Raw genomic sequence first — 12,707 nt, 5'->3', positions numbered from 1 at the left:
CCGCCCATGGCCGAACCGGTCCCCGGCTGAGCCACTCCTCAACGACTTTGCCATCTCTTTACAACCCGTCCCCCGTCTGTCTCGTCTCTCCGCTCGATACGTCACCCGGGGCCGCCCGTCCGGTCACCGGACGGGCGGCCCCGACGAGAGAGAGCGACTCATGCGCCGAACCGTCCTCAGTGCAGCGGCACTCGCCTGCACCGCCGTCCTGGCGACCACGCTGCCCGCGTTCGCCGACAGCACGAACAGCACGAGCAGCACGAGCAGCACGAGCAGCGCGAACCCGACGCCCGTACCGGAGTCCGCCACCAAGGCACCCAGCCCCGCCGCGTCGACCCCCGCAACGGACGAGCGCACGCCCACGCCCTCGCCCACCAGGGACGCGAAGGACACCGGCCCGACCCCGGTGCCGAGCCAGGTCTCCGTCGTACCGAGTGGCGCGCCGGACACCGGTACGGCGCCGCGGTCGGAGGGGTCGGGTGCCGGGGGCGTGCTGGCCGGCTCGGGGGCCGCCGCGCTGCTCCTCGGCGGCGGCGCGGCCGTCGTCCTCGTACGGCGCCGGCGGGCGAACGGGGCGTGACCTTGCTCTCCAGGCGCGCCTTCGCCACCGCGGCGACGGCCTCGCTGCTCGTGAGCTGCGACGGCCGACGAACCGACCACGCCACCACCGCACCCGCCACGAACGGGTCCCCGGCGAGCGGGTCCTCGCCCTCGCCGTCCTCGTCGGCCGCCGCGCGGCCCCTGGGCCGTTCGGTGCCGGTCAGGCTGCTGATACCGGACATCGAGGTCGACACCCCGGTCATTCGGCTGGGGCTGGCCCCGGACGGCACCGTGGAGGTGCCGCCGATCACGGCGCACGACCGGGCGGGCTGGTACCGGCACTCGCCGACGCCGGGGCAGACCGGCCCGTCGGTGATCCTGGGCCATGTCACGGTCGGCTCCTACGGGGACGGGGTCTTCCGCCGGCTCGGGGAGCTGCGGCGGGGCGGGCGGATCATGGCGCGCCTGGAGAACGGCACGACGGCGGAGTTCACCGCCGACTCCGTACGGACGGTCGCGAAGGCCGACTTCCCGGCGGAGGAGGTCTACGGGAACGTGGACCGTCCCGCGCTGCGCCTCATCACCTGCGGCGGTCCCCGCAGCGGCGACGAGTACCGCGACAACGTGATCGTCTTCGCGACGCTGAGCGCACCGGGCCGGTGACCCGTCCCTCACCACCGGCCGCGCACCGGCTGCCGCCGACCGCCGGTCCCCAGCCGCCGCTGCCGCTTGTCGCACCGTCACGACCATGGAGAGTGTTGAAACGGTCCCGCGAGAAGGCCGCGTCCGAGTTGTTCGCCGCCCTCTATCCACGTCTCGCCGGCTGGTGCCGTCGGCTGGTCGACGACGACGAGACGGCCCACGAGATCGCGTCGGAGGCGTTCACGCGGCTCTGGGCCCGCTGGACGTCGGTGGCGGAGCCGCACGGTTTTCTCTACGTCACGGCGGCCAACCTCGTCCGGGACCACTGGCGCAAGCTCGAACGCGAACGCCGGGCGATGCACCGGGTCACCGCCGAGGCCGCGGTGCGCCCGCCGTCCGACCACGCCGAACGGTCCGACCCCTCGGTCCGGCTGCTCGTGCGGTCGCTGCCGGAACGGCTGCGCGTGCCGATCCTGCTGCACTACTACGCTGACATGCCGATCCGGGAGGTGTCCGCGCTCACCGGACGCAAGGAAGGAACCGTCAAGGCCGACCTCCACGCGGCCCGCGAACTGCTCCGCGCCCACCTGAGGAGAAGCCTTGATCACACACTCTGACGACGGCCCGGACTTCGAGCCCGACGACCCGCTGGCCGTCATCCTGCGCCCGCCCGCCGACCACCTCGGCCCACCGCCCGGCCACTACGAGGCGATCCGCCGCACCGCCGCCCGCCGCCGTCTCCTGCGCACCGCGGCCGGTGCCGCCGTGGCCGCCTGCGCGGCCGTCGCCCTCGTCGCCCTGCCCGTCCGCTTCGCCACGGACGACGCCCCGAGGTCCCCCTCGGTCCCCCTCGCCCCGCCCCCCGCGACCAGCCCGTCCCCCACACTCCCGTCGACCCCCGCCCCCACACCGTCGGCCTCCCACGCCCCCGACACCCCCGTCCCCACCGAACAACCCGCCTCCCACGCCCCCGACACCCCCGCCCCGTCCACCCCGAACGCCCGGGACAGCGCGCCGCCCAGCCCGAACAGCGCCCCGTCCACCGAGCCCTCCGCGCTTCGCGGCTCGGTCGACGCCGGCTGAGCCGACGGATTCGGTGCACACGGGCCGCGGGCAGGAAAGGACGATCACGAAGGCGATCACGAGGACAATGGTGTCCATGAGCGCGGAGCGCGCGGCAGGGGCCGCGGACGCCCCCGGGGGCCGGCGCTCCCGGCGTCCCCCGGGTTCGACGCCGCCTGGGCGCACCCCGTCCTGGGCCGTATGTGGCGGGGTCAGCAGGACCGGCGGCAGCTGGACCGCCGCCATCCGTGGCTGTTCGACACCGCGGTGGTGCTGATCGTCGTGTGCGGCAGCCTTCCCGATCTGCTGTGGGCGACGGCAGCTCGCCCTTCGGGGACACGGACGCCCGTGACCAGTCGCCGTCCGCCGTCCCGTTCGTCCTCATCGCCGCCTTCGCCCTTCCGCTGTGGTGGCGGCGCGGGGCCCCGGCCGTCACGTTCTTCGTGGTCTCTCGTGGCCCTGACCCAGTGGTCCCTGGAGCTCTGGCTGCCGGCCGGTTTCAGTGTCCTCATCGCGCTGCACACCCTGGCCCGGCAGGGTTCGTCGCGGGTGCTGGGCTGGGCCTTCGCGGTGGCCGTGGGCAATGTGCTGCTGGCCGTCTGCGTCCTGGTGCCGGTCAGCCATCCGTTGCTCGGCGCCTTCTTCCTGCTGGGGACGGTGACGGCGGCCACCGCCGTCGGGCTGACCCAGGTGTGGAGGGCGGGGTCGGCGTCCGGCTGGTCATCGCCTGGCCGGACCGCCTGTACGTGGTCGAACCCGCGCCGCTGATCACCGTTGCCGAGAGGCTGGAGCACAAGGGGGGCCGCGAGATGGTGGGCCGTTGTCCGACCAGGCAGGACGCCCAAGAGGCGGCGGAGTGGCTGGTGGACCGGTTCTCCCGACTGGTACCGGGGCTGCCGGTGACCGCCGACACCGAGGCGGGCGGTGGCCAGTTCCTCGTCATCCTGGCCACCGGCCGCCGCTGACCGGCGATCACCAGCGCACACTCGCGTCGAGCTGAACCGTCGGCCCACATCGACCTGTCCTGGCACGAGCTGACCCATGGGCGCGTGGCGGGCTGCGGCTGGGTGACCGGCGGGTCGGCCGGGCACCGGGTCACCAGGGGCGGGGGCTGGGCCCGCTCGCGCCGGGGACCACCGTGCTTCCGCGACGGCCCCGTCCCTCACTTCCGGCAGGCCGGCCCGGTCGATCGTCCGGGCCGGCCTGCCGCACCGCGCGGGAGATGATGGGGACGGAATGACGGACGCGAGGTCGGGAGCTTCCATGGCGAAGCGGTTTCATCAACCCCGTGAGGACGCGGAGTTCGATTTCATCCTCGGGATGAGCGGAGTTCCGGTCCTCGCGTACTTCACCGGGACCTGGCCCAAGGCAATCGAGCCCTGCCGGGTGATGGACCTCGTCGTGGGTGGCATCGCCGACGACTACACGGGCCGCCTGACGGCCGTCCGCACCGACATCACGCGTTGTCCGGCCGCAACCGAGCGATACGGGATCACCGGAGCCCCGTCCTACGTCCTGCTGAAGGAGGGAGAAGCGGTGGCGCACGGCACAGGACCTATGACCATCGCCGAGGTACGGGAGCTTCTGGACGGCCACCTCTGAGCGGCCGCCGCGGCACTGCGGGCGCGACACCCCTCACGCAAGCCGTGTCGGTCCCGGACAGCCGCAGCAGATCGAAAACGATCAACCCGAGATCAAGCCGGTGGGTCCGGGTTCAGTCCCAGTCTCCGGGGTCGGTGGCCTCGATCAGCGCGGCCAGCTTCGCGCGGTCGTGGAAGGCGCTGCTGAGAATGAGCCCAAGCTCCCGCAGAGCCGCCTCGTCCTTGCCGTAGACGCACATCATCCCGGCCTCGGGATCGAAGCCGCCGATCCGGTCGGCCAGCTCCGGAGCGTGGATCCAGGGGAAGCGCCCGGCTGACCAGGCGCAGGTACCTGGCCATGCCACAACCCGCTGTCCCGCCCGAGCGGCGACGCGACGACGCCACGAACACCCGTCAGACGCGGGCGAGTTCGGCCGCGCCGAAGGACACGTCGAAGCGGTCGCACCAGATGCTCACACTCGTGAAGCCGGACGGATCGACGCCGGCGGGCACCGTGTAGTTCTGGCTTCCCTTGTTGCCCTTGAGCTTGCCCAGGCTGACGTACTCGCCGTCGTCGAAGACGCGCCAGCCCGCGGTCCCCTGCTTCACGGGAGCGTCGGTCAGCCAGACGCGCAGGTCCGGGCCGTTGCTCGTGTCGAGGTTCTCCAGCCGTACGACGTGGGAGCCGTCGGCGAGCCGTACGAGTTTCACCGTGCCGGAGGTCTCGTGCTCGTGGCTGATCAGCTCGCCGCCGGCCAGCGTCCGGGGCCCGGGCGCGGGAGAGGAGGAGGCGGAAGGCGCCTCCACGGGCGGCGCGGAGGTCGCCACGGCCACGGGCAGAGCCTCCTCCACGGTCTCGTCCTGCCACAGCTTCCACGGCTGGAACCAGTACAGCCCGAAGCCCATCGCGGCCACGCCGAACACCAGCATCCCGACGACGAACGGCCTGCTCAACACCGTGCGCGCACGTCCCATGCCCGCTCCCTCCCACATTCTGTCGCTACCCCCATTCAACGGGCCGGACAGCCGCCCTGTGCTCCGCGAGAGATGACGGAAGCCTTACGTCGCCGGGATCAGGACCCGGTGGGCAGACCACTTGTGGTGCCGTCGAAACGGCTGAGGATGAAGACCGCGTTCTCCAGGGTCACTTCCTCGCGGGCGGTCGCGCAGGCTGCCGCCACCGGTTGTGACGCACACCACACATCCCAGTGCAATTTTTACCCTGGGCAATGATTCATCGGCGGTCCCCTTCCGTACCTCCTGGCGACCGAATCCGCTCCCGGCGGACCCGGGGCGCCCTCGCGCCCCCGCCCGGGGCGCCCGCGCCCGCACGCCAGGAGGAACCATGCGCATCCCACGTACCGCAGGAGCCATCTTCATCAGCGGCGGCCTGCTGATGACCGTCGCCGCGCTCGCCTATCCCGCCATGCTGGGCGTCGAGAAGACCGCCACGTCGACGGAGCGCATCATCGCGAACACGCCGTTCGGTCCGTTGACGGAGGCCGACCGGGACTTCGTCATCAAGGTGCGGTCGGCGGGGCTGTGGGAGTACCCGTTGGGGGAGATGGCGATGGAGCGCGGGACGACGCCGGAGATGAAGGAGGCCGGGGAGCATCTGGTCGTCGGACACGCGGGGCTCGACGTGTTGTGCCGGAAGATCGCCCCCGAGCTGGGCATCACCCTCAACAACCAGGCGAGCCCGCAACAGCAGCAGTTCGTGGCCACCGCCGACGCCGCCACCGGCAAGGAGTTCGACTCCACCGCCGTCACCATCATGCGGGTCACACACGGCCAGATCTTCCCGGCCATCGCCAAGATCCGGGCGAGTACGCGCAACACACTGGTACGTCAGCTGGCCGACCTCGCCAACGACACCGTCCTCGACCACATCACCGTGCTGGAGAAGACCGGCCTCGTGAACCACGAGCAGGTCAACTACCAGCAGACCAACCCGCCGAAAATCCCCAAGGACCAGGCCACCCCGCCCGTACCCCAGCCGGGCGCCCCCATGGTCGTCCTCACCCCCCGACCCGACCTGGACGTCAACACCGCCGCACCGAACGCGACGCCCAGCCCTTCGGCCTCGGCCTCCGCCGACCAGGGGTGACACCCGTTCCGCCGAGCGGCGGCGGTCACGGAGCGGGGCTCAGCCGGAAGGACCGTACGACAGCGAGCACGCACCCGGCGACGAGCCCGGCGGCGAGTGCCGCGGCGCCGAGCAGTGGGCCGCGGTCCGTGCCGGGGGCCACGCCTCGCGGCGGCACCACGCCGTCCGGGTCGTACACGACGTCCAGGGCGTCCCCCGGCCGGGTCGACCGCTCGCAACCCCGCCAGATCCGCGTGGAGAGGGGAACGCCGGCCCGGTCGGCCACCGAGCACAGGTACCGGCCGCCCTCGGTACCGGCCACCGGTCCGCCCTCGACCGAGGTCACCACCACCGACCGCACCTCGCCGCGGTGGACCAGCACCAGCCCCGCCAGCGACGGAGGCGTCAGCAGCGCCAGGCACACGCCGAGCACCGCGACGAGTCCGACGAGCGCGCGGCCCGCCTCGGTGATCAGGAGGTACACGGCGAGCGCGGCCACGATCACCAGGCCGCCCTCCCCGGCGGCGAGAGACGGGCGCCCGGTCCACACCCCGGCGATCCCGAGCCCGATGATCGCGCCCGTCGCCAGGATCCCCACCAGGACCCCCTCGGTGAGCAGCCACCGAGGGGGCAGGCCCACGAACTCCGCCGGCCCCCAGACCGCGGCCCTCACATGGGCCATCACACCCGAGTCCCCCACGGGCGGTCGCCGACCCGGTCCGCGCATCCGCCGCTCCACCCCTTGGTTCCCCCATGTCCACCCACACAGCTCTCTTGCATTATGCAAAATCGGCGGGGTGGCGCGAAATCGGACCTGCTCCGAAACGGGGGGTGGGCAGCGCCGCTCACGCGGGGACTCTCGGCAGGACGGTCACGCGCCCCGGACAGCCGGCAGGTCCACCCAGCCCAGCGGATGCGGCTCGGCGCCGTCCGCCGCCGGAGCGAGCGGCTCGCCCCCGGCCTCGTTGAAGGCGGTGAGCGCGTCCACCAGGGCCGCCCTCCGGTCCGGGGCGAGGCGTTCGACGATGGCGGCGATCTCGGCCCGCCGTCGGGCGGTGACGTCCTCGACGGTGCGCCGCCCCTCCGCCGTGAGACGGAGCACGGTCTCGCGGCGGTTGCCGGGGTTGGTCTGCCGGTCGGCGAGCCCGGCCGCGATCAGCCGGTCGACCATGCGCATCGCGGTCGACGGCGCGACCTGAAGGACGTCGGCGAGGGTCACCAGCTTGGTGGCACCGTGGGTGGACAGCACCACGAGCATCCGGAACTGAGGCAGCGTCAGCCGCTCCTCCACCTCGGCCAGCGACCGGGCGGAGACGGCGACCAGCAGTCTCGACGCGGTGAGCACCGCACGGGTCACCACGTCGACATCGTCCATGCCCCCGACCGGGGCCTCACATTCCGCCATACGCCCTTTCTACCGCGCCGGGACCACCACCCACTCAACCGGTAGGAACAAATTTTCCACTCCCATGACCCTTCCATGGTTCACGCCCACGGCCTGGCCACTGATCGCTCCCATGTCCGTGACAGCGGAGCAACAGCATCGCGGCGTCGTCGTGAGACGGTCCCGAGGTGTGCCGTCCGCGCGGTTGGGCCGACAGGCTGCGCCCCCGGGAGCTCAGGCTCCTCCCGGGGGCGCCACCGCCGCGGCGGCCGCATTTCTGCCCGAAGCCGGTCTGCGGGAGCGGGTCGACGCCGATGAAGGCCGATGTCGGGTCGTACCGGCGGGCGTCGACGTGGGTGAGCACCGGTGCCGGTAAGCGTCCCTGACCACCGGGCGGTGGGCATCATCACCTCATCGACTCAGAACGCTTACGCCGGCCAGTCCAGCAGCCGGGCCCCGATCACCGCTGTCTGGAGCGGGTAGCGGTGCACCGGGTCGGAGGGGTCGGCGCCGGTGAGTTTGTGGATGCGTTCCAGGCGGTAGGTGAAGGCGCGCACGCTGAGCGACAGCCGCCGGGCGGCCTCCGCGGAGACGCAGCCGGAGTCGAAGTAGACGGTGAGGGTGTCGAGGAGCGGCTGGGCCCCGCCGCGGGCTTGGCGCAGCGGGCCGAGGGCGCTCTCCACCAGGTCGGCCATGGCCTGCCGGTCCCGGGTGAGGACGGGGTAGACGAGGAGGTCGGCGGCGCGCAGCACGGGTTCGTCGAGTTCCAGGCGTTCGGCCAGGTCGAGGGCGTTCAGGGCCTCCTCGTAGGACTGGACGACACCGGCCGCGCCCGACTGCGGTCGGCCGATGGCCACCCGTCCGCCGCCGGTGGCGGCGAACGCCTGCTTCGCGAAGTACGCGAGGACGTCGTCCTGGTCGCCGGGCGCGATGCACACGAGGCGGCCGTCCTTGGTGGTGAGCAGGATGCTGCGGTCGCCGAACCGGCCTATCAGAGCGCGCTCGACCTCCCTGGGCACCGGGTCGCCCTCGTCGTACGCGACGGAGCCCTGCGCCACGGCGACCGCGTGCTCGTACGACAGCCGCAGGCCGTAGCGTTCCGCGCGCTGGGCCAGCCTGCCCAGGTCGCTGCGCCCGTACAGCAGGTCGTCGATGAACTCGCGGCGGGCGACCTCCTCCTGGCGTACGGCATGCCGCTGCGCGCGCTCGTAGCCTTCGGCGAACGCGTCCAGGGCCTGGGCGGCGGCGGCCAGCACGCCGTCCACGGAAGCACCGCTGCCGGTCGGCCAGTGCGCCCGCGTCGCGGCCATGTGGGCCCCGACCATGGCACGCAGCCCGAGGCCGGCCTCCGCGGCCCGCTCCCCCAGGACACGCCGCGAGTCGAGTTCCTCCCGGGTCAGGCGGCGGCCGGTCCCGGAGGCGTCCGCGAGAATGCGCGCATACCCCTCCAGGTACTCCATGTACTCCTCGGACACGCCCCGCCCCGACATCCACGCCCCCGTATTCCGATGCGCTGTTGACGCCTTTCTAACGCATGGGGCGCGGATCGGGACCACAGGGGGTCGATGTGACTGCCGGTCTCCGGCAGCGCGCGAAGGCGGCGCCGAGGCGCGAAGGTCCTCACTCCGAGCGGCGCGGCGATTGACACCTCCCGCGACGCACAATGCCGGATTCCGGCAATGTCCCGGGTCCCGGAGTGCGTGCCAGGAGCCTGTCGACGCGGCGTGAAGAGCGCGTAAGGTTCCCGTCGGTGTGCCGGGAAGCCTGGTCGGCGGTCTTGAGAGAGCTCTCTTCGCTGATCGGGGGTCGTGGTCATGGTGCTTGTCGTGGTGTTCGGGGTGGCGCTTCTCATCGCGGTACTGCTGTCGGGTCTCGCCGCCCGGACCGTGTTGTCGACATCGCTGCTCTTCCTGGTCGGCGGGGCACTCGTCAGCGACGGATTCCTCGGCCTGATCCACATCACGCCGGACAGCGAGATCGTGTCCGTGACGGCCGATCTGGCGCTGTTCGCGGTGCTGTTCACCGACGGCATGCACGTCTCCTTCACCAAGCTGCGCGCGAACTGGCGCAACCCGGCCCGCGCCCTCGGGCTCGGCATGCCGCTGGCGTTCGTCGGCATGGCTCTGATCACGCACTACCTGGTGGGCCTGGACTGGACGACGTCCTTCCTCGTCGGCGCCGTCCTCGCGCCCACCGACCCGGTGTTCGCCTCCGCGATCGTCGGACGCAAGGAAGTCCCTTCGAAGCTGCGCCAGTTGCTGAACGTGGAGAGCGGCATCAACGACGGGCTCGCCCTGCCGGTCGTCCTCATCCTGATCGCCGCGGCCGGACCGACCTCCGGGCACGCCGAGGCCGACCCGGGGAAGATCGCCCTGGAGCTCGTCCTCGGGCTGGTCTTCGGTGTGGCCCTGCCGTGGGTGGTGATCGAGCTCGTACGGTTCCGGCTGCTGGGCGCCGAGCCCAAGCTCCAGCCACTGCTGCCACTCGCCGTCGGCGTGATCCTGTACGCGCTCTGCCACCTCACCCACGCCAACCCCTACCTCGCGGCGTTCTCCGCCGGTGCCGTCCTCACCGCCCGCTCCCTGGAGGCGAAGGAGGCGTTCGAGCCGTTGGGCGAGGCGCTGGCGGAGCTGGCCAAGTTCGCGGCCCTGCTGGTGTTCGGCGCGCTGCTCACGCCGCGGTTGTTCGGCGACCTGTCCTTCGGCGGCTACGCCGCGGTGGTCCTGGCCATCGTGCTGATCCGCCCCGCCTCGCTGCTGCTGTCGCTGCTCGGCACCCGGTTCACCCGGCAGGAGAAGCTGGTCGCCGCCTGGTTCGGGCCCAAGGGCTTCGCGTCGGTGGTGTACGGGCTGCTCGTGCTCCAGGCCGGGATCCCGCAGGGCGAGGAGGCGTTCACGCTCATCGCCGTGTGCATCGCCTTCTCGATCATCGCGCACAGCTCCACCGACGTGCCCATCGCCCGCCTCTTCCACGTCGAGGGCCTCGCCGGCGTGGAAGAGGCGGGTGACGCCTCACCGCGCACCGTCGAGGAGGCCGGTCATGTCGGCGCGTGAGCCGGCCGAGCCATGCCCGTACGTGACCCCGGACGAGAACGCCGCTCACGCGGTCCGGCTGCCGCCCCGGCACGGGTTACCCGCCCTCCTGGTCGTCGGCGCCGAAGCCCGGGCCGTCCGCCGTCGTGCCCCGCGCCCGGCTCGTCGGGCAGCTCATGTCGGCGTGCGCGACACCGCCGGACCCGCTGCTGACGGACGTCCCGGACGGGCGGGACCTCGACGAGGCGAGGGTCATCGCACGCACGAACAGCCCTCCCGGCCGGATACGTGCGGCCGCACCGCCTCACTCCCACTCCCACTCCCACCCTCGCCCTCGCCCTCGCCCTCGCCCTTGCCCGAACCGGAGGTGACGGACCGATGACCGTGTTCCCTCAGCACACACGCGGCGCCCCGCTTCCAGGGCACATGATCGTGTGCGGTGACGACACGCTCGCCGAGCGGCTGGCCGCCGAGCTCACCACGGTGTACCAAGAACGGGTCACCCTCGTCGTACCACCCGCGCGGCACCTCGGCCCTGCCGGGCGGGCACGCGCCTCGGCCCTGCTCGGCCGGGTACAGGCCGTGATGAGCCGTACGGACGGGAGCCCCGGCGCTCCTCGGGTCCTCGAAGCCCTGGAGCTGGACGGGAGAGTCCTGGCCGAGGCCGGTGTGCGGGAGGCCGCCGCGCTGGCCCTGGTCCATGACGACGACGAGACCAACATCCGCACCGCGCTGGCCGCCCGCCGTCTCAACCCCCGGCTGCGCCTGGTCATCCGCCTCTACAACCGCAAGCTCGGCCAGCACCTGGAGGAACTCCTCGACCAGGCCGCCGTGCTCGCCGTCCCCGGTCTGGACCCGGAGGCCCTGGACACCTCCACGACCGTCCTGTCGGACGCGGACACGGCGGCTCCGGCGCTCGCGGCCACCGCCGTCGCCGGTACGAGCAAGGTCGTCCAGGCCGACGGGCTGCTGCTGCGCGCGGTGGAGCGCACCCCGCCGGACCACAGCGAAGTGGCCGATCCCGGTCTGTGCACGCTCGCCCTGCTGTCGTCGACCACCAACGACCCGGCGGGCGCGGAGGGTTCGGACGCCAGTGGCCGGGAGGGGCCCACGCTACTGCCCGACGACCGGACCGTGGCCGCCGCCACCGGGCGCGGCACGGTGGTGCTGGAGACCGTCACGCACACCGGCACCGCGCCCGCCCGGGGCCGCCTGGCAGGGCGGGGGCTGCCGTTGGCCTCACTGTTCTCGGCACGGCTGCGCTGGACGCTGGCCGGACTCGTGAGCTGTGTGCTGGGGCTGGCCGTGGCGACCTGGGTGACCGCGGGCGGCCACCCGCTGCACGCGGCCTACCTCACCCTGCTCGACCTCTTCGCCATCAACGACCCGGCGCTCGACGATTCCACGGCCCGCCAGGTGCTCCAACTCCTCGCCGGACTGGCCGGGTTACTGTTCCTGCCCGTCCTCCTGGCCGCCGCCCTGGAGGCGTACGGCACCTTCCGCACCGCCTCCGCACTGCGCCGCCCGCCGCGCGGACTGTCCGGCCACGTCGTCCTGCTCGGCCTCGGCAAGGTCGGCACCCGGGTCCTGGCCCGGCTGAGGGAGCTCGGCATCCCCGTGGTGTGCGTGGAGGAGGACCCGGAAGCGCGCGGCATCGCGCTCGCCCGCCGGCTGCGCGTGCCGACCGTCCTCGGCGACGTCACCCAGGAAGGCGTCCTGGAAGCAGCCAAGATCCACCGTGCGCACGCCCTGCTCGCCCTCACCAGCAACGACACCACCAACCTCGAAGCGGCCCTGTACGCCCGCTCCGTCAAGCCCGACCTCCGGGTGGCCCTGCGGCTGTACGACGACGACTTCGCCACCGCCGTCCACCGCACCCTGCGCGCCGTCCACCCCGACGCCCTCACCCGCAGCCGCAGTGTCTCCACTCTCGCCGCGCCCGCCTTCGCCGGCGCCATGATGGGCCGCCAGGTCCTGGGCGCCATCCCCGTCGAACGCCGTGTGCTGCTCTTCGCCGCCCTCACGGTCGCCGGACACCCCCAGCTCGAAGGCCGCACCGTCGCCGAGTCCTTCCGGGCCGGAGCCTGGCGCGTCATCGCCCTGGACACCGCCGCGCCGGACGACCGGCTCCCCGACCTCTCCTCCACTCCGGCACACGACGCGGCCGACCGCCCCGCCGGCCTCGTCTGGGACCTCCACCCGGGGTACGTCCTACGGCCGCAGGACCGCGTCGTCCTGGCCGCGACCCGCCAGGGCCTGGCCGAACTCCTCGGGCGGCAGCCACGGCTGAGGACGCGCGGACCCGGCATCCGCGAGACATGAAGGCCGCCGGAGCCGGGCACCGACCCGCCCGCCCGGCGGATGGGATCGTCTTCCCGGCG

The 12,707-nt window shown here is 72.7% G+C and carries 15 protein-coding genes and 1 pseudogene; 10 read left to right on the top strand and 6 right to left on the bottom strand.

The genetic code is table 11. The features are described from left to right. The first annotated feature begins 160 nt into the window (after window positions 1–160). From I8N67_RS28740 to I8N67_RS28710, 7 genes and pseudogenes are all read left to right on the top strand, one after another. The gene (locus tag I8N67_RS28740) at window positions 161–580 is read left to right on the top strand and encodes a Tat pathway signal sequence domain protein (protein ID WP_200307125.1); all 420 of its coding nucleotides are present in this window, start codon (window positions 161–163) and stop codon (window positions 578–580) included. Further along, window positions 577–1,203 (top strand): class F sortase, encoded by a 627-nt coding sequence (locus tag I8N67_RS28735; RefSeq protein WP_200307124.1) that lies wholly within the window; start codon window positions 577–579, stop codon window positions 1,201–1,203. Before I8N67_RS28740 ends, I8N67_RS28735 begins: the two co-directional genes overlap by 4 nt. 95 nt (window positions 1,204–1,298) lie before the next feature. Next, entirely contained in the window at window positions 1,299–1,799 is a 501-nt protein-coding gene (locus tag I8N67_RS28730) for an RNA polymerase sigma factor (protein ID WP_200307123.1), read from the top strand. Then, window positions 1,783–2,265: a hypothetical protein gene (locus I8N67_RS28725; RefSeq protein WP_200307122.1), complete on the top strand. Its 483-nt coding sequence runs from the start codon at window positions 1,783–1,785 to the stop codon at window positions 2,263–2,265. The genes I8N67_RS28730 and I8N67_RS28725 overlap by 17 nt, the downstream gene beginning before the upstream one ends. Before the next feature lie 432 nt (window positions 2,266–2,697). Further along, entirely contained in the window at window positions 2,698–3,012 is a 315-nt protein-coding gene (locus I8N67_RS28720; RefSeq protein ID WP_200307121.1) for a hypothetical protein, read from the top strand. Continuing rightward, window positions 2,955–3,209 (top strand): annotated as a pseudogene (locus I8N67_RS28715) (hypothetical protein); the annotation flags it as partial. The gene I8N67_RS28720 and the pseudogene I8N67_RS28715, both read left to right, overlap by 58 nt. Window positions 3,210–3,507: 298 nt before the next feature. Then, on the top strand, window positions 3,508–3,846 hold the full coding sequence (locus I8N67_RS28710) for a thioredoxin family protein (protein ID WP_060893019.1): 339 nt from the start codon (window positions 3,508–3,510) through the stop codon (window positions 3,844–3,846). Window positions 3,847–3,958: 112 nt separating this feature from the next. Here the strand turns inward: I8N67_RS28710 and I8N67_RS43055 are convergent, their stop codons facing one another. Both I8N67_RS43055 and I8N67_RS28700 read right to left on the bottom strand, forming a co-directional pair. Beyond that, window positions 3,959–4,189 carry an Imm51 family immunity protein gene (locus tag I8N67_RS43055; protein ID WP_200307120.1) on the bottom strand — a complete coding sequence of 77 codons (231 nt, stop codon included), beginning with the start codon at window positions 4,187–4,189 and terminating at the stop codon, window positions 3,959–3,961. A gap of 49 nt (window positions 4,190–4,238) precedes the next feature. Then, complete coding sequence (locus I8N67_RS28700; protein ID WP_200307119.1) at window positions 4,239–4,799, bottom strand: DM13 domain-containing protein; 561 nt, start codon at window positions 4,797–4,799, stop codon at window positions 4,239–4,241. A 370-nt stretch (window positions 4,800–5,169) separates the two neighbouring features. On the opposite strand from I8N67_RS28700, the gene I8N67_RS28695 reads away from it, so the two are divergent. Continuing rightward, window positions 5,170–5,931, top strand: a complete 762-nt coding sequence (locus I8N67_RS28695; RefSeq protein ID WP_200307118.1) for a DUF4142 domain-containing protein — start codon at window positions 5,170–5,172, stop codon at window positions 5,929–5,931. A 25-nt stretch (window positions 5,932–5,956) separates the two neighbouring features. Here the strand turns inward: I8N67_RS28695 and I8N67_RS28690 are convergent, their stop codons facing one another. The 3 genes from I8N67_RS28690 to I8N67_RS28680 form a co-directional block, all read right to left on the bottom strand. After that, entirely contained in the window at window positions 5,957–6,637 is a 681-nt protein-coding gene (locus tag I8N67_RS28690) for a hypothetical protein (protein WP_234046446.1), read from the bottom strand. 144 nt (window positions 6,638–6,781) lie between these two features. Next, window positions 6,782–7,315, bottom strand: a complete 534-nt coding sequence (locus tag I8N67_RS28685; protein ID WP_200307117.1) for a MarR family winged helix-turn-helix transcriptional regulator — start codon at window positions 7,313–7,315, stop codon at window positions 6,782–6,784. A 407-nt stretch (window positions 7,316–7,722) separates the two neighbouring features. Beyond that, complete coding sequence (locus I8N67_RS28680; RefSeq protein WP_200307116.1) at window positions 7,723–8,784, bottom strand: PucR family transcriptional regulator; 1,062 nt, start codon at window positions 8,782–8,784, stop codon at window positions 7,723–7,725. A gap of 324 nt (window positions 8,785–9,108) precedes the next feature. On the opposite strand from I8N67_RS28680, the gene I8N67_RS28675 reads away from it, so the two are divergent. Then, entirely contained in the window at window positions 9,109–10,347 is a 1,239-nt protein-coding gene (locus I8N67_RS28675) for a cation:proton antiporter (protein WP_200307115.1), read from the top strand. Window positions 10,348–10,423: 76 nt separating this feature from the next. On the opposite strand, the gene I8N67_RS28670 is transcribed toward I8N67_RS28675, so the two are convergent. Then, on the bottom strand, window positions 10,424–10,591 hold the full coding sequence (locus I8N67_RS28670) for a hypothetical protein (protein WP_200307114.1): 168 nt from the start codon (window positions 10,589–10,591) through the stop codon (window positions 10,424–10,426). Between the two features lie 113 nt (window positions 10,592–10,704). On the opposite strand from I8N67_RS28670, the gene I8N67_RS28665 reads away from it, so the two are divergent. Next, window positions 10,705–12,648 (top strand): NAD-binding protein, encoded by a 1,944-nt coding sequence (locus tag I8N67_RS28665; protein ID WP_372443815.1) that lies wholly within the window; start codon window positions 10,705–10,707, stop codon window positions 12,646–12,648. Window positions 12,649–12,707 lie beyond the last annotated feature (59 nt).

Origin of the sequence: Streptomyces adelaidensis (genome assembly GCF_016598475.1) — a bacterium.
Lineage (GTDB): Bacteria > Actinomycetota > Actinomycetes > Streptomycetales > Streptomycetaceae > Streptomyces > Streptomyces adelaidensis.
The sequence above is the reverse complement of the archived record's forward strand: the minus strand, read 5'-3'. Positions and strand labels throughout refer to the sequence as shown.